Origin of the sequence: Robertmurraya phoenicis, from assembly GCF_047302285.1 — a bacterium.
Lineage (GTDB): Bacteria > Bacillota > Bacilli > Bacillales > Cytobacillaceae > Robertmurraya.
Genome location: NZ_CP154845.1, coordinates 837,355 through 854,680 on the forward strand (window position 1 = coordinate 837,355; position 17,326 = coordinate 854,680).

The following is a 17,326-nucleotide window of genomic DNA, read 5'->3' on the forward strand; positions in this document are numbered from 1 at the left end:
AGTATTGACTCTAATTTATAAAATTAAATTTGAAACTCCTTCTCCAAAAAAATTAATAGGGTTTCGATTGGTGAAAATAGTTCGGCTTTCTAATTTCGTTATTGTAAGGTTTATGAAAAATATGTGTTGTAGCTGGTGCTAACGGTGGAATGAGCCAAGTCCAATCTCCTGAAATCGCTCGACCGCTCTCCATTTCTTTTTCTTCAAATTTTTTAAATTGGTGGGCAGCTGTATGATGGTCAACGATACTAACCCCATTTTCCTTAAATGAATGTAAGACCGCTGCATTTAATTCTAAAAGTGCCCGATCCTTCCATAACGTTATATTACTTTTAGTATCCAATTCCATTAAGTTCCCTATTTGCGGAAGCATATTATACCTCGCTTCGTCTGCTAAGTTTCGTGCTCCAATTTCTGTTCCCATGTACCAGCCATTAAAAGGAGCGGCCGTATACGTAATGCCTCCAATTTCTAGAATCATATCCGAAATCATCGGTACCGCATACCATTTTAAGTTTAAATCTTCAAACCATTGATAATGTGGATGACGAATGGGAACTTCAAGAAGGTGTTTTTCTGGGATCTCAACTAATTTTGGCGGATTCCCATTCAATTGAATGACTAAAGGTAAGACATCAAATCTTCCAAACTTCGGTTCCCATCCAAGATTTATACACGTTTCTGTAAACGATACAGAGTGCGGATCCCCTATAATACCTTGCTCTGTTTTATAACCTGCATAGCGGATCAATTGATGATTCCATATACGGACAGTTGCATCCGGTTTTTGTTGTGAAAAAATAGTTATGGTAGGGCGAATACGTCCATGATTGGTTGCATAATCGATGTGCGCAAATAGGGCTTCCATTATTTCTTCTTCTGAGTTTAGGTTCCTCTTGTCGAAAACATGTAAAGAATCCCAAAATAATCTTCCGATACAACGATTACTATTACGCCAAGCTACTTTTGCCCCATATTCAAGTTCCTCGGTTGTGTGTTCATAAAAACCGTCGCTTTGTATCTGTTTATTAATATCATTCAATCTATTTTCTAGTTCCTGCTCCGTTTTATTTAATTCTCTATAGCAAGAATGTATAAATTCATTGGCTTCTTTACGTAATTCGTTAGTCAAAATAAATCCTCCTATGATCCATTATGTTCTAATTTTATCATAATGGATTTGAATACAAATAACCCCTTAACGACATTGGATATATTCAATTTATCAAATAAACGAAGAAACGAAAAAAGAATACGGGTATATAAATGAGAATGTGTACGGAACAGACCAATTTATTGGAGAAATAGAATATTGGGACATTACTTGTTAAATCTATGATTATTTTTTTAATAGAAAACATATAAGCAGACTAAATAGTTATGGATCTTCAGGTAAGAAATAAGTAAGCTATAATTGTTATGAGAAATGTGGCTTTAACAAGTGGAAAAACTTCCAAGACGAAAATTTACTCAATCAATTAAAAAGTATTTTCGAAATGTAGCAAAAAAACATGCTCAAAATACTAGGAGGTATACAATATTGCGAGATATAGTAATTGATACAAAGTGGAATCCAGAGGATACCCCGTACATTCGGCAAAGATTAAGGGAATATAATATAAAGCATCTGTCAGAAAAAGATGCGAACTTCGTTGACGAAGATTTTTGTTTTAAAATTAAGGACGAAGAGGGCAATATCCTTGGAGGCATTTCAGGAAATACTAAAATGCAAAATCTATTTATTCAATTTCTTTGGGTTGATGAAAACCATCAGAGGAAAGGTTTTGGCAAACAGCTTATAAAAGAGGCAGAAAAGTTTGCTGTGGACAGGAAATGCCGCATGATCAGGGTGGATACGTTTAGTTTTCAAGCTCCTGATTTTTATAAAAGCTTAGGTTATGGGGAATATGGAACAATAGAAGATTACCCCGAAGGCCATCACCAGTATTTTTTATATAAAAAATTAGAATAGTGATGTTGGATTGTTCAGTTAAAAATCGTAAAAAAGCCGAATATATTAGCGAAATCGGCTTTTTTGTTTATAAAATCTGAAATTAAATTTCCGACCATTTTTCCTAAAAAATCAAAAACTACCAAATGAACTATCTAAATCCCAAAATTGCTCACCCAGACTCTCTATTAATTCTTTTGCTCTTTTTTCAATTTTATTTGGGAGATTTATTTTACCGAAATATTGAAGGTTGAGACTTTCCCCATCATTCATCTTCAATTTTCCCCTTACATCCTTTGCGTGAAAAAGGTTGATGACACTGTATGTTTCATCCCCGTTTGGATATTTGAAATAAAAACGAGGTCCTGAAAAAACTCCTATAAGCTCAAATTGATTTGCCGCAAGTCCTGTTTCTTCTTTCAATTCACGAGATGCAACTTCTTCTATCGTTTCTCGTAATTCCATGGAACCTCCAGGCAACCCCCAATCGAATGTATCTGAGCGATGTTGAAAAAGAATTTCCTTTTTCTCATTTACTACTAGTATCGTAGCTCCAACACTTATAATGGGTCTATTTCCGAGCATTTTTCGTAATTCAGAGATATAACTCACGGTTAGCCCTCCTTCTTCTCTGTATTTATCCATTTTAACCTTAGGTGTATCAAAAGAAAAATTTGCTATTACTGTAACAGAGTGTAAAAAATTTTACATTTTGTTATCTGAATATTTAGTATAATCTACTCATCAAATGAAATGAGTCTAGCTAGGTCATGGATGATGTAGAGGTTTTCTGCTTTAGAGATTAGACCATGGTCAATTAAGGTTTTGATGTGATTTGCCACTGTGACTCGTGTCGTTCCGATGACATTAGCTAATTCTTGGTGGGTAAAGGATACTTGAATTTTGATATTTTGATTGTCTTCCGATTCTCCATAGGTTAAAGCTAATTGCGATAAAGTTTGGCGGACACGGTAGGAGGAAGAGCTATAGGACAAGTCTAATGAATGTTGATAGAGTAGCAGAAGCTTAAGACTCATCATTTTAAAAAGCTGCTCAGAGTAAAGAGGGTTTTCTAGAATTTTTCTTTTAAAGGTTTCTGTATCAATTCTTAAAAGAATGGCTGGGCTTGCTGTAATGGCATTCGTGTAATAATTCTGATCAAGGAAAACACTGCTTACACCAAGTAGCCCATTTTTCCCGATAATGGCAATGGCTTTTTCTTCTCCTAAATCAGATAAAAGATAAAGGCGAACACGCCCTTTTTTTACAAGGAAAACATGTTGAGTCGTTTCATAGCTATCAAAAATAGGCGCGTGCTTATTATAGCTGATTTCTGTTCCAATTAATTCGAGTTCCTTCCAATCAAATGGAAGTGGATCTAACCAAGGGGTTGAAAATTGCTGTGTTTCAGCCAATATGTTTTTGAATTTGTCCATCTAAATGTCCTCCAATGGATTCATAATGAAAGGAGTGAGAGGAATGGAATCCTTTCCTTTTGCAGATTATAGAAATCATTTTCCAATATTCAAAGAAAAAATTCAGTTATCATCCTGTTCACAAAGTGCAATGAGTTTAGATGTACAGGCTGCTGTCCAAGAATACATGACATCATGGCAGGAGCAAGGGATGGACTGGGGCGGCTGGACAGCTGCAGTAGAAGAAGCACGACAACATTTTGCAACTCTAATTCATGCAGACGTTGAAGAAATCGCTGTTGTTTCTTCCGTATCACATGCAGCTTCCTCTATCGCGACAAGTTTGAACTTTACTGGTGAACGAAGTGAGATTGTCTTAACAGACATGGATTTCCCATGTATTGGCCATGTTTGGTTATCACAAAGAGACCTCGGTGCCTCTGTACAATTTATTTCGTCAGAGAACCATCAAATTCCTCTTGAATCTTATGAAAATACGATTAATGAGAAAACGTTGCTCACTTCTATTTCTCATGTGGCCTATTATAATGGCTTCAAACAAGATTTGAAGAGTATAGCCGAGATTGTCCATCAAAAAGGCTCTTATCTTTTTGTGGATGCCTATCAATCAGCAGGGAATGTTCCCATTAACGTAAAGGAAAGTAATGTTGATTTCTTAGCAGCTGGACTACAGAAATACCTATTAGGCATTCCAGGATTGGCCTTTTTATATATCAAAAAAGAAGTGGCTGAAAAGCTAAACCCTCGATTAACGGGATGGTTTGGACAAGCAAATCCATTTGCATTCGATATAAAAAATAGTGAGTTTGCTAGTGGAGCAAGACGATTTGATTCAGGGACACCACCAATGATTAACGGCTTTGCAGCAAAGGCAGCTTTACAAATTGTTTTAAGTATCGGGATGGAAAAAATCGAACCATATTTAAAAGAGCTATCCCAATTCACTATTGATTACGCGCTAGAACAGGGATTGAACATTGTAAGTCCGCAGAGCGTGGACGTCAAAGGTTCAAACACTGCGATCTATATTCCTAATGCATCAGAAGTAGAAGGAATAATGAAAGAAAAAGGGGTTATTGTTTCTTCACGCCAAGATGTCATCCGCATTGCACCGCATTTTTATAATAAAAAAGATGATATCAAGCAGGCATTAGATGTATTAAAAGAAGTAATCGAATCGTATTGATGGTTTAAATATCCTTGAACAAATGAGGATATTTCCCATAGAGCAAAAAGGTGAAGGAAAAGGGGGAGATTCAATGTCAAACAAGGTTCAGAAGCTTGAATTTTATGGTGGAGTACCAGTATTACTTGTTCCATTCTTCGTCATGATTGCTGGAATTCTTTGGCTCGGTGTTACCGGGATGGCACTTCCAGAGGCGTTTTGGCCAATGGCATTAGCAGGACTATTAGTAGGACTGCTTTTAGCAAAAAACAAAAAACAATTTGTCGATGCGTTAGTGGAAGGAATAAGTTCCTCGATGTTAGCCATTATGTTATTGGCGTGGTTCCTAGCTGGTGTTATGGGGAAATTGTTGAATGAAACAGGTATTATTGAAGGATTAGTTTGGGGATTTTTGAACCTAGGGGTTACAGCAGCATGGTTCCCACTAATTACTTTTATATGTGCTGCTATTTTATCTCTTTCAACAGGGACAGCAGTTGGAACGCTTATTGCGGCTAGTCCGATCTTGTTTCCAGTGGGATATGCACTAGGAGCTGACCCCCTTTTACTTGTTGGAGCTATTATTGGTGGTTCGTTTGTCGGAGACAATCTTGCACCTATTTCAGATACGACAATTGTATCAGCATATTCACAAGGTACGACGATTGAAAAAGTCGTCCGTTCCCGCATTAAATATGCACTGGTTGCTGGGGGCATGACTCTTATTGCCTATATTATTTTTGCTTTTATAACACCAGGAGGAGAAGTAGCAGAAGGAATGGCTGATTTAGATCCGAAAGGGCTTGTCATGTTGTTAGTTCCAATACTTTTAATCTTTTTAATGGTAAGAGGCAATCATTTTGTTACTTCGCTTTTGTATAGTTTAGCAGTTGGATTTATTTTAGGGCTTATTATGGGATTAATTACATGGACTGATATTTTAAGTCTGAATTCTGCTGAGTTTACGGCTGGCGGAATCATTATCAATGGTGTAAATGGCATGGTTGGAGTGGCTGTATTTACAGTCTTCTTAATGGGATTAATTGGAACACTTCAAAAGGGTGGATTTATCGAATGGTTGATGGAAAAATCCGAGAAATTTGCGACAACACCAAAGCGAGCTGAAATTGCTATTGTGTTTGTTGGTCTTTTCACGAATGCTTTGACTACAGCTGGAACTCCAACAATGGTTATGCTTGGACCATGGGTGAGGCGACTCGGACATAAATTTAAGATTTCTCCTTGGAGAAGAGGAAATCTTTTAGATGCTTGCTCAACAACTATTATTGGATTTCTTCCATATAGTGTGGCGGTATTAATTCCCTTTGCTTTTGTAGGGGGAACGGTAACAAATTATGATGGGAATTTCACTCCCATGGGAGCAGTACCATTTGTATTCTATTGCTGGGCATTAATGATTGTCATCATTTTTGCTGCTTTTACAGGATGGGGAAGAGATTCCATTGATGAGAATGAATATAATGAGGAAAAAGAAATCTTATTTAATGAGTCTACAGGCTCAACTACTATTCAAGGTTAAGAAAATGAAAAGCATTTATATGGATTATGCATGTATGGGAAAGCCTTTTCGCACTACCTTGGAGGCTATCTCCAAAACTGTAGCGAAGCTTTCTTTCTTGGACGAGCCGGGTACCAACTATACTATCGGTCTGTTTAATGAAATAGAAAAAACAAGAGAAAAAATTGCCGAATTTCTATGTGTTTCTCCAACTTCTATTGCATTTATTAACAATACGACCCACGGCTTAGGAATATTAGCTTCAACGATGAAGATTAATCGAAATGAGAATATTTTGATTCCCGATCTGGAATTTTTAAGTGCGTCATTAGTATGGAGGGAAAGACAGAGAAGGATTGGCTTTGAAATAAGACCGGTTTCTACTAAAAATGGCTGTGTGACGGTAGAAGATGTGGATGCTGTAATTGATAGTAAGACGAAAGCTATCGTCGTAAGTGCTGTTCAAGAAGTGAGTGGCTATAGGGCAGACCTAAAAGGGCTAATGGATGTAGCTCAAAAACATGGTTCTTATTTATTGGTTGATGGGATTCAGGAAGTAGGTGTTTTAGAGAGAGATTTGGGAAAAAACTCTGTCCATGCTTACTGTGCAGGAGGTCATAAATGGCTAGGAAGTCCTTTTGGAACTGGATTTATGTTTGTATCTCCCAAATTATTGGAGGAGTTAGAGCCAGCGTATATTGGATATATGGGATTAAAAACGCCTGAAGAGGGGTGGGATACCTATTTGAAAAGTAGGGAGCGGACACCCTTTGATACATTTGTGATGGTTGAGGAAGCTAAAAAGTTGGAAACAGGCGGGACACCAAATTGGTTAGGTGCGGTAGGACTAGGTCATGCTGTAGATGAAATAGTAAATCAAGGTATTCGTAAGATTGAGTTAGAAGTACAAGAGTTGTTACATGTATTGAGAACTTTTTTATTAGCAGCAGGACTAGAGGATTTTATTTTAGGGAGTGTAGAGGCAGAGAAACAATCGGGGATAGTTACATTTAGTTTGCCAGACGGTATTGAACAAGAAGAGCGTTTCTTGCTTGCCTTACAACGTGAAAAAATATATGTTTCTCATCGCTCCATTTCCGGGATAGGTGGAATCAGAGTTTCTCCATATACAGTGCATACAATTGCAGATATGGAAAGGCTGACAAATGTTATGGAGAGATTTTTGAGGAAGGGATGAAGGACAAGGCCATTAGTGGCTTTGTTCTTTTTGTATTGGAGCTATGAGGTAGACGTAGTTGAGTTCCGTTAATCCTTATGTTCTTTCCAGTTTCTATGGATTCTTATAAAATGACTTCTTCGCTATGCAAACTGATGGAGAATAAATACTGTATACCGAAGGAAGCAGATTTACTACCGTTGTTAACGAAACCTTTTGTCAAACTATTTTGTATAAAATGTTATTATAAAGAAAAGGAATGTCAATTAAAGGGAGGGCAATATCCTGTTGAGAAAATTAGCAAAGTCCCTAGCTGATAAAATTCTCTACCTATACTTTGTTTTAATGCTATTGCTTTACTTTGGATACGCATTATTGTGGAATCATCGTCTTAATATGTCGGAACACTGGAGTTCAACTAGTTTTTTGACCAATGAGGATGTTAGAACGATAGACTTATTTGGAAAATGGACAGAAGGTTTCGAGTCAATGTTCTATATTTTGTTTGTACTAATGAGCATTGTTTACTTTATTAAAAATAGAAAAGATAGAAAAAATCAATCAATTATAAAACAGTATTTCGTTGGTCATATTTTTTTGTTTGTGATTGCTGTGATATTGAGTTGGATTTTTTCTCTACTTACGCCGGTACCTATTAATAATTTACTTATTCTTTTATTACTGCCAACTACAATTTTTGTGGTATTTCTAATTTACATGTTGTATGGATTAATGAAATTGAAAATAGCGAATTAGCAGATGTAAATAATGACAATACTTGTGCTAGGAAGAGATTAATTAAGCGGGAGCGTTAATCAAGATGGATTAATGCTCTTTTTATGACATGATTGTTAATGGAGGAATTATTAATGAAGACTCGAACGTTTTTTGTGTTGTTAACAATGCTTATAATGAGCAATTATTTCTTAGCCTTTCCACAAAAAACATATGCTTGCAGTTGTGTAACAATAGAGCCAGTCGAAGCAGCCTATGCAAAATCAGAGTATGTATTTGTAGGGGAAATCTTGGATACTAAACAAGAAGTGGTTAGAAACGATATTGCTGGAGTAATTAATTATAGAGACGCCAACTTATTTGAAGTCACTCAAGTTTGGAAAGGCTCAAATCAAACTCAACAAATAATTTATGACAGCGGACACGAGGAATCCTGCGGAATAGATTTTGAAGTGGGAAACTCATATCTTGTATACGTTTACACAGGAGATGATGGTGATCCATATACAGGCTTCTGCAGTCGAACAACAGAACGATCAAAAGCAGGGGGAGATTTAAAGTGGTTAGGTAAGGGGAATGAAGTAAATAGAGAGGTCAACCTTGAAGTCGAGTTTGAAAATAGTTCGAATCAAGATTATGTTATAGAAATTTTCATTGGAGGAATTGTAGCTGTTTTGATACTTTCTTTGTTCATGATTAAAAAGTTCAGAAGAAATGAGTAATAATAGAATTTCCTTATGTTATGTGTAAGCGTATTACAATTTAATGGGAAATATGTATATTTTACGAATAGGAAGTAGGGACATGTTATTCCTTTTTCTGCATTTGATAAAGCTCGTTATGTATCTTGTCTACTTTCTGACTTAATTCTATTACTTTCACATGATCTAATCCGAATTTCATTCCAAGCCTAATCATTTTTCCTCTAAGTAACTCGAATTCTTCCCGCAATTTTTTTTGCTCCATCACTGATAAGTTCCTTTCTTGGAAATAACAACAATAAATATAGTGTAAAAAATGGCCAGCTTCGTCTTACTTTTATCCTCTCTTTTATTTACTTTGTGTTTGATCTTTCGATGCAGAATATAATGTTTGTTCTATAAGTGTCATAAATGAGAATTGAGGACTTTTGACTTATTCATATTATAATACATAATTGTCCTTATAAGTACAGAAAATATAAAATAGTCCTTGAAAATACCTGCACAGACTTCTAATGATTGTCTAAAATTTGGTTAAAGTGAAGGTGTTTTAATTATGTATAATGATGAATCAACAGCTAAGTTACTTGGATTTCGAATACGTGAATTGCGAAAACTACGAAAAATGACACAAGAACAACTAGCAGAAGCGATTGACTCAACAGGAAGTTATGTAGGACGTTTGGAACGTGGGGAGACCAATGTACAATTACATACGTTGGAAAAAATAGCTGAGGCTCTACAAGTCAGTGTATCATCTTTATTCGATGAGGAATTGCAACAGGTCTTCAAAAATGAAGTAATACGGGAAACGGTGTTACTAATGGCGGAGCAAAATGAAAGTCGTCAAAAGAAGGCACTTAATATTTTGAAGGAGCTTTACAAGCCTGATTCATGAACGCTATCTTATAAGTTGGTGGAGTATTCATAAAATAATTGAAGTTCATCACAATGAATTTTGTTGGCAACAACATACTGTGGAATGAAAATCGAGTCCATAGCAGTTTGTCGTTCGTTATTGCTATGTCTATTAAACAATCCGCTATCATGGATTTTTTTCCACAGGGTATTCCTTAATATGGACATCTAGTTGGAGTAATTGATTACCTAATGGAGAATCCTTCAGATAAGATACCTTGGCTAGGTCTTCTCATAATAGATCGTGATATCAAGGTCGAGGATATGCGATTGATGCATTAATAAATATGAATCTTTAATGAAGGAAAAGGGATAAAAAAAGTGAGGCTAGGGGTTATTAAGGAGAATCATCGAGCCTCAAATTTTTGGGTGAATAGAGGATTTTCTTTTTATGAGGAGAAGGAAGGAGATAAGTGGACTGTTTTATGTTTTGAAAAAACACTATGAGAATCTTGTGTTTACAACAAAAAATGTTGAAGAGTGTCTTAAACCATTATTAGGTTTAAGACTTTTTTTATCTTAATGAGATAAGATACGTGAAACTACTCAAATGAATAAAAAGTAAATTTTTACTTGTATAACAATAATAGACATAATTCTATTTAAAAATGAGAGTTTATATGTTTTTTTGTAGGAATTTCCCGGAAAATATAAGGTGATCGTTTATGTTGAGAATCGTCTATATGGAATGGCCTCATCTGGTCATCCTGTCCCCATAACAATAGCTACATACATCATGGGGAAAGAAGTGAATAATCGATAGACTTATAAACCTCAACTAGGAAGAAATAGCGGAAATCTGAAATAAGTTAGTAATCTATGGAGTTATGATTCATTGTACTCAATTTTATTTAAAGGAGTATACATTTGACGGTATAGAAAAAGGCCGGGATTATGAGATTATTGCTGATTTTAATTATGTTTGGAGCATCATTGAGGATTCTTTTAGCTATTGGATTAGTTGTCTTTCAGAAGAGAAGAGAAAGAGCCTAAACGATATTGGAGAATCACATAATAAAACGTCCTTTCTATTTTTCATTCAATAGGATGGCGTTTTTTATAGCAAGGAAGTAGCCCTTCTAAAACCTACTTTTCGATTTAAATGTCTATTTCTATGTCGCACAAAGCCCCTTGTTTTACATAATTTAAAAGTTTCGCAGACTCAGTATGAATACGCATCCTGCCAACTTCAGTCAAATACATGAGTAAGCGGGAGCATGAATTAGAGAATGAAAAGTGACCATGTCCTGTTACGACATGGTCACTCGTACATTTAGAAATCCGTAGAAATTTTCACAGCAATATTTTTCAATTGTGTATATTGTCTTAATGTTTCAAGTCCTTTTTCACGACCGAATCCACTTTTGCGGTATCCGCCGAAAGGCATTTCTACGCCACCGCCAGCTCCATAGTTATTAATAAAGATTTGACCAGCACGAATTTTTTTAGCTAAGTAATGGGCTTTGTTGACATTCGTTGTCCATACTCCTGCAACGAGACCATATTCCGTTCCATTGGTAATTTGAATGGCTTCATCCACAGTTGTGAAGCTTAGTACGGATAGCACAGGTCCAAACACTTCCTCACAGGCGAGGCGATTATTCTGCTTGACCCCGTCAATCACGGTCGGTTTGAAAAAGTTCCCATTCGCTAAATCCCCTTCGAGGACTCGTTCTCCACCAGTTAAAATGGATAGTCCTTCTTCTTTGGCAATTTCCATATATTTTTGAATCGTCTCTAGCTGTCTTTTCGACACGATTGGTCCGATATCTGGATCATCAATGCCGTGTCCGAGTGTTAGTTTTTCCATCTTTTCAACGACCATTTTGGTAAATTGATCTTTAATTGATTCTTCAACGACTAATCTCGCTCCTGCAGAACAAGTTTGCCCGGCATTTTGGGTAATGGATTTCACGACCCATGTGGACGCTTCTTCGAGATTGGCATCTGCAAAGACAATATTAGGAGATTTTCCACCTAATTCAAGGGTAAGGGGTACGACATTTTTTGCCGCTGCCTCCATAATCGTTACTCCTGTTGGTACTGATCCTGTAAAAGTTAATTGATTCACATCAGGGTGATTGGCTAGTGCAGCACCTGCTTCTCGACCATAACCAGTGACAATATTTAATACACCGGCAGGCAATCCTATTTCTAAAGTTATTTTTGCTAGTTCCATCGCGGTCATCGGAGTGTCTTCCGCAGGCTTTACAACAACCGTGTTTCCTGCGGCAATGGCTGGAGCAATTCCACGCATGGCAATTTGAATAGGGTAGTTCCAAGGAACAATTTGCCCTGACACTCCCAAAGGTTCTCTTAATGTATAATCTAAGATTTCGGGGCGAACAGGAATCGTTTCTCCTAAAATTTTATCTGCGACACCACCATAGTACTCACAATATCTCGCAGCAACTTCTACATCACCATAGGCTTGAGTAAGAGGCTTTCCGGTGTCGAGAGATTCTAATTTTGCTAGTGTATCTTTTTTGGCTCGAATGGCTTCAGCAATTTTAAATAAATAGCGACCTCGTTCTGCTGGTAAAATATCTTGCCATTCATCAGATTCAAACGCACGTCTCGCAGCGGCGACGGCTAAATCAATATCTTCTTTTGTTCCTCTAGGTACTTCTGCTAAAACATCACCTGTTGCTGGATCAAGACTAGTAAAGGTTCCTCTGGATTGACTATCTACCCACGTATTGTCAATAAATAATTGATATTTTTCTGTTGTTGTTTGCATGAAAATCCCACCTTTTTTAAGAATTGATAATGATCGATGCACGTGTTACTTTTCGATCTGCCGATTGATCCAAGGCTTCATTGATTTGGTCGAGTGTAAATTCAGCATCAAGCATTTTATCAAAAGGATACTTTTCTAAATTTCTTGATAAAAATTCGATCGATTTTTTTAAATACCAAGGATTGTAACGAACGATAGGCAAAATTTGAATTGATTTCCGTGTTAATAAGCCTGGATCAAATTCGACATATTTACCAGGAGATACGTTTCCAATTGATACGTACTTTCCTCCAGTTCTGATGAGTCCAATCCCTTCGGCAAATGCAGCGGGAACACCAGCGAGTTCAATGCCAACATCAGCCCCATATCCATTGGTTAACTCCTGTACTGCTAAGGCTCTTTTTTCAGTCGTATCATATTCGTTCATATTGATTAGATAATCGGCACCAAACTTTTTCGCTTGTTGTAAACGGCTTTTGATTGCATCAATAATGATCACTGTGGCACCTTTTTCTTTCGCGATGGCTGCGGCATATAAGCCAAGACCACCAGCCCCTTGCAAGACGATCGACTGACCGTATTGAAGGTTCGCCTGTTCGATTCCGAAATAGACTTGGGAAAGGGCACAGTTGGCACTAGCTGCTGCAACATCTGGTACATTGTCAGGAACTTTATAGAAATATTGATTGGGATGGATATAATAATGGGTCGAGAATGTTCCGTGGAAGTGAGGTGCTTCCTCCGGTTGCTTCGTCCAAAACTGGTAGGCATTTTCACAAAGATTAAACTGACCTTCTTGACAATACTTACATTTCTTACATGTAAGAAAATAAGTTGAAACAATACGGTCCCCAATTTTTAACTCATTACCGGCATAGTCCGTTGTCACTCCTTCTCCTAATTCATAGATTTCTCCGATCATTTCATGTCCCAGTACACCTCTTTTAATCGCTGGATGATGTCCACGCCAAATATGCAATTCAGAGCCACAAACATTCGTCCGTCTAACTTTTGCAAGGATGGCCCCAGGTCCTGGTTTTGGTAATTCATATTCCTTGTACTCTAATTTCTCTGGTTCTGTCATATAGGCTACTTTACCATTCATTTTCATAACACTCCTATTCTCTATAGTGATGTTGTTTCAGAATCTCCAAAAATTCGATCGACTTCTTGCTGAGCAGGCTTAGATGTAACAAGTGTTGCAATCACCATCGTAGCCATTCCAACTAACACACTAATACCAGCAGCACCAAAAGGATTGGAGAAGTTAAATCCGATTGGTAAATAAACAACCCAATAACAAATGGAGCCTACGAGCATGGAAGTAATCGCTGCTGTTTTCGTGGCTCTTTTCCAAAGTGTACCGACACACACAGGCCCAGCTGTAGCGGAAACGATTCCGCCGATCCCAATCCATAAGAATACTGAGAGAGATGCTGGAGGGTTCCACGCTAGTAAAATGGCTAAAGCGAGTACGACAAAGGTTCCATAGCGACTAATTTTTAATTCCATTTTATCTGCAACTTCTGGGCTGATGTTTTTACGAGGAACGATTGTTTTTCGATAAATATCATTGGCGACAATTTGTGTAATCGAAACGACTAAGCCATCTGATGTTGAGAGAATGGCGGATAATACGGTAATAGCAAAGAATGCTGCAATAATAGGAGGGAATAATTCACTGAATAAAACAGGAATGACTTGGTCTGGATGGATTTCTTGAGCTGGGTCAATGACAGCGATTCCCATCATTCCTCCTAATGCCATCATACATAGTAGTGGTGAAACGATCGTACAGAACATAATGAGTTTCTTGATGTCCTTATTGCTTTTCACAGCCATAAATTTGTTTCCGATATGTGGTAGAACACTAAATGGAACATGGGCAATAAAGAGTAGAATAACGAGCCAAGCACTTCCGTAAGTGGCATCACCAGGTCTGAATAGAACATCAAAGGATCCTTCTGGTCTGCGTTCTTTTATTAAATCGAGCATGCCTGTAAATCCACCATCTACGCCATAACCCAAAATAAAGACAACAACAACCACTAGTGAAATAAAGATCATCAACGCCCCTTGAATGGCATCAGTCATGATATCGGAGTGGGAACCTCCCATGAAGAGATAGATCGCTAATACAATCCCGGTTAAAAATAAACCAATATTATAATCAAGTCCCATCATCGTTTGGAACATCGTAGCCGCTGCAACAAACTGAGAAATAATGTAGAAGATTAATAGAATCGAGATCACCGACAGTGTTAATCTTAGAAAGTCGCTGTTGTAACGTTCTCCCATAAATTCCGGTATCGTTCGTGTACCAAATTTATCTCCGAATTTTTTAATATAGCGAGCAACCAATAACATCCCCATTACGGTTGCAAGAGGGTAGAGTAGTGGGTACCATAAACTGGGAGCACCGATGCTATAGGCAAGACCTGGCATTCCCATAAACGTTGAACCACTTGCAATAGTAGCGGTAATCGCAAACCCTAATACGTATGGTCCATAGGAGGAACGAGCTGTTGCAAAGTCATCTGCTGTTTTGGTTCGTTTCATTCCAAACCAACCCATGACGACCATTAAAAGCAGAAATAAGACCATAAAAATCCATGAATATGTGGAAACCATTTTGTGCCCTCCTTAATCCTTATCGATTAAATTTGTTTTAAATAATACGATGGCCATGGCAATCCAAGTCCCGAGTATTAAAGAAACGATCCAATATAGCATTATGTCGCCTCACTCCTTTTAAATAAGTTATTAAAAGCGTTTTCAATCATTGGCGAGTTGTTTAACTTGTCGTACTTCCCAGAGAGATGTTCATATAGATGCAGGTATGACTTTTTATTATTGGCTTTTTTTGTGTAAAGAACAGTGTAAGGGAGATAAATCGCTTCTGTTTTGCTAACGGTAATCGTTGGTGGATTCCAAATTCTTACATGGTGGATAAAATACTTTCGTACCATTTCAATCGTTTCTTTTTGACAATCCTGAGCAGAATACTCCATTGGCACAGTTGCATGATCTGAAATGTCTCTTTTTTCAAAGGTTGGGTAGACATCAGAAAAGGATGTACCACCAGTTACAGCGTTTACTGCGACCATTTTTTTTGAAAATCTTTTTTTCCGGAGAAAGGAATCATATTCAATCTGTACCTCAAAGAAGTAGTAAGGATAATAAAGGCGCTGAACTTCTTCTACTTGCCACTTGTTTTGCTGAAGTAATTGAACAGGATCTGTTGTATTAGAAACGACAACGTTTAATTCAGTTATTTTGATCACCTCCTTAACTTCTAATTGCAAAAACCATGCCAAGTTTAATTTATAACGAAAAATTTCAAGAAATTGTTGAAAATAAAGGTTTTCAAGTAAGAACATGGTGTTTTAACTAAATTAAATAATTTTGACTATTTGCAATTTTGCAACGTTAGGATAAAATATAACTTAAAGATGTACTTGAAAGCGCTATCAAGTGGAGGTTTTGCAAAATCGCAACAACATTGTAAAAATGCAAAAGGAGAAAGGGGGATTTATCTAATCAAACCTATGAAGGAAGAAGAGGTTAATTCTTATAAAGAGTTATCTGAAAAAATGAGAGATTTAGAAACGGCGATACAGGCTTGTCAGGAAGGAATTTATATATGTGATAAGGATACGGTTTGTCTTTATGTCAATCGAGCTTATGAACGGATTTCTGGCATGACGAGTAAAGAAATCATTGGTCATACGAGTTTGGAAATGGAAAAAAGAGGCGTCATCTCCCAATCTGTCGCGTTGAAAGTGATAAAGGAACAACGAATCATTTCGCTAGTTCAAACTTTTAGCACAGGAAAAGAGGCTTTGGTAACAGGTACCCCTGTTTATGGAGAAAAAGGGGAATTGGGCAGAATTGTGATCACGGCAAGGGATATGACAGAATTATATAGTCTTGAGAAAAAACTTAGAAAAGTAGAAGAGGAAAAGAATCATTACCTTACCGAATTGAAATTTTATCAAAAAAGAAGCTTTAATAAAGATATGGTGGCCAAAAGTCGTTATATGCAAAGCTTACTTGAAACGATCGGCCGTGTTGCATCTGTAGATTCTACAATACTATTATTAGGAGAATCAGGGGTAGGAAAGGAAGTATTAGCAAAGCAAATCCATGATTTAAGTAACAGAAGAGACCATTCCTTTACGAAAATAAATTGTGGAGCGATTCCTGCTGAACTATTAGAGTCAGAGTTGTTTGGTTATGTAAAAGGAGCATTTACAGGTGCGGATCAAAAAGGGAAAGCTGGATTATTTGAAATTGCCGATCAAGGAACATTATTTCTTGATGAAATCGGCGAATTACCACCTTCTTTGCAAGTTAAATTATTACGTGTCCTACAAGATTTTGAGGTAAAAAGATTAGGTAGTAACACGTCAAAGAATGTAAATGTTCGAATTATATCTGCAACCAATAAGAATTTAGAAGAAATGGTGCAGCAAGGTCAATTTCGAGAGGATCTATTTTATCGTATCAATGTGATCCCATTATCAGTCCTTCCATTGCGGGAAAGAAGAGATGACATTCAGCCCCTTATTTATCAAACTTTAAATAAATTATCAGAGCAATATAAAACGAATCGAACGATTGAACTAGAGGCATTAGAATATTTAGAACGATACTCTTGGCCAGGAAATATAAGAGAATTAAAAAATGTAATCGAACGATTGTTTGTCATCGTTCAGGAACCGATCATCAGAACGGACCATCTTCCTAGCTATATTCGGGAGGGAAAAAGGAAGGAAATGCTTTCTATCGGAGATTCGTCCTTAAAAGAAAAGCTTTCATCACTTGAGAAACAGTTAATTACAGAGGCATTAAAAAGAAATCACACGCTAAGTAAGGCAGCTAAAGAGTTAAAAGTAGATGTATCAACTTTATCAAGAAAGTGCCAAAGGTATAACATAGCGGTCCAGAAGACGATCGAGTTCATTGATTAAATCCATATTTT

Annotated in this window: 15 protein-coding genes; 7 read left to right on the forward strand and 8 right to left on the reverse strand. The window is 37.0% G+C overall.

Annotated elements, in window-relative coordinates:
- Positions 1–52 precede the first annotated feature (52 nt).
- Positions 53–1,132 (reverse strand): nitric oxide synthase oxygenase, encoded by a 1,080-nt coding sequence (locus AA0X71_RS03900; protein WP_413359432.1) that lies wholly within the window; start codon positions 1,130–1,132, stop codon positions 53–55.
- A 309-nt stretch (positions 1,133–1,441) separates the two neighbouring features.
- Between AA0X71_RS03900 and AA0X71_RS03905 the strand changes: the two genes are divergently transcribed.
- Complete coding sequence (locus AA0X71_RS03905) at positions 1,442–1,972, forward strand: GNAT family N-acetyltransferase (protein WP_413359434.1); 531 nt, start codon at positions 1,442–1,444, stop codon at positions 1,970–1,972.
- Between the two features lie 111 nt (positions 1,973–2,083).
- Here AA0X71_RS03905 and AA0X71_RS03910 read toward each other — a convergent pair whose 3' ends face one another.
- Positions 2,084–2,563, reverse strand: a complete 480-nt coding sequence (locus AA0X71_RS03910; RefSeq protein WP_413359437.1) for an NUDIX hydrolase — start codon at positions 2,561–2,563, stop codon at positions 2,084–2,086.
- 125 nt (positions 2,564–2,688) lie between these two features.
- On the reverse strand, positions 2,689–3,387 hold the full coding sequence (locus tag AA0X71_RS03915; RefSeq protein ID WP_413359439.1) for a Crp/Fnr family transcriptional regulator: 699 nt from the start codon (positions 3,385–3,387) through the stop codon (positions 2,689–2,691).
- Between the two features lie 43 nt (positions 3,388–3,430).
- On the opposite strand from AA0X71_RS03915, the gene AA0X71_RS03920 reads away from it, so the two are divergent.
- The 4 genes from AA0X71_RS03920 to AA0X71_RS03935 all read left to right on the forward strand — a co-directional run bounded on the left by AA0X71_RS03920 (position 3,431) and on the right by AA0X71_RS03935 (position 8,705).
- Positions 3,431–4,573, forward strand: a complete 1,143-nt coding sequence (locus tag AA0X71_RS03920; RefSeq protein WP_413359442.1) for an aminotransferase class V-fold PLP-dependent enzyme — start codon at positions 3,431–3,433, stop codon at positions 4,571–4,573.
- Positions 4,574–4,646: 73 nt separating this feature from the next.
- Positions 4,647–6,092 carry a Na+/H+ antiporter NhaC family protein gene (locus AA0X71_RS03925; protein ID WP_413359444.1) on the forward strand — a complete coding sequence of 482 codons (1,446 nt, stop codon included), beginning with the start codon at positions 4,647–4,649 and terminating at the stop codon, positions 6,090–6,092.
- 4 nt (positions 6,093–6,096) lie between these two features.
- A complete protein-coding gene (locus AA0X71_RS03930) occupies positions 6,097–7,269 on the forward strand; it encodes an aminotransferase class V-fold PLP-dependent enzyme (protein WP_413359447.1) in 1,173 nt (390 codons plus the stop codon).
- Positions 7,270–8,117: 848 nt separating this feature from the next.
- Complete coding sequence (locus AA0X71_RS03935; protein ID WP_413359449.1) at positions 8,118–8,705, forward strand: hypothetical protein; 588 nt, start codon at positions 8,118–8,120, stop codon at positions 8,703–8,705.
- An 85-nt stretch (positions 8,706–8,790) separates the two neighbouring features.
- Here AA0X71_RS03935 and AA0X71_RS03940 read toward each other — a convergent pair whose 3' ends face one another.
- A complete protein-coding gene (locus tag AA0X71_RS03940; RefSeq protein WP_413359452.1) occupies positions 8,791–8,949 on the reverse strand; it encodes a Spo0E family sporulation regulatory protein-aspartic acid phosphatase in 159 nt (52 codons plus the stop codon).
- Between the two features lie 291 nt (positions 8,950–9,240).
- On the opposite strand from AA0X71_RS03940, the gene AA0X71_RS03945 reads away from it, so the two are divergent.
- Entirely contained in the window at positions 9,241–9,582 is a 342-nt protein-coding gene (locus tag AA0X71_RS03945) for a helix-turn-helix domain-containing protein (RefSeq protein ID WP_413359455.1), read from the forward strand.
- Between the two features lie 1,293 nt (positions 9,583–10,875).
- Here the strand turns inward: AA0X71_RS03945 and AA0X71_RS03950 are convergent.
- From AA0X71_RS03950 to AA0X71_RS03965, 4 genes are all read right to left on the reverse strand, one after another.
- Positions 10,876–12,342: an aldehyde dehydrogenase family protein gene (locus tag AA0X71_RS03950; RefSeq protein ID WP_413359458.1), complete on the reverse strand. Its 1,467-nt coding sequence runs from the start codon at positions 12,340–12,342 to the stop codon at positions 10,876–10,878.
- Between the two features lie 16 nt (positions 12,343–12,358).
- Entirely contained in the window at positions 12,359–13,447 is a 1,089-nt protein-coding gene (locus AA0X71_RS03955; protein ID WP_413359460.1) for a zinc-binding dehydrogenase, read from the reverse strand.
- Between the two features lie 20 nt (positions 13,448–13,467).
- Positions 13,468–14,973, reverse strand: coding sequence for a sodium:solute symporter family protein (locus tag AA0X71_RS03960; RefSeq protein WP_413359463.1), 1,506 nt, complete (start codon positions 14,971–14,973; stop codon positions 13,468–13,470).
- A 101-nt stretch (positions 14,974–15,074) separates the two neighbouring features.
- Positions 15,075–15,626, reverse strand: coding sequence for a hypothetical protein (locus tag AA0X71_RS03965; protein ID WP_413359466.1), 552 nt, complete (start codon positions 15,624–15,626; stop codon positions 15,075–15,077).
- Between the two features lie 168 nt (positions 15,627–15,794).
- On the opposite strand from AA0X71_RS03965, the gene AA0X71_RS03970 reads away from it, so the two are divergent.
- Positions 15,795–17,315 (forward strand): sigma-54 interaction domain-containing protein, encoded by a 1,521-nt coding sequence (locus tag AA0X71_RS03970; protein ID WP_413359468.1) that lies wholly within the window; start codon positions 15,795–15,797, stop codon positions 17,313–17,315.
- Positions 17,316–17,326 lie beyond the last annotated feature (11 nt).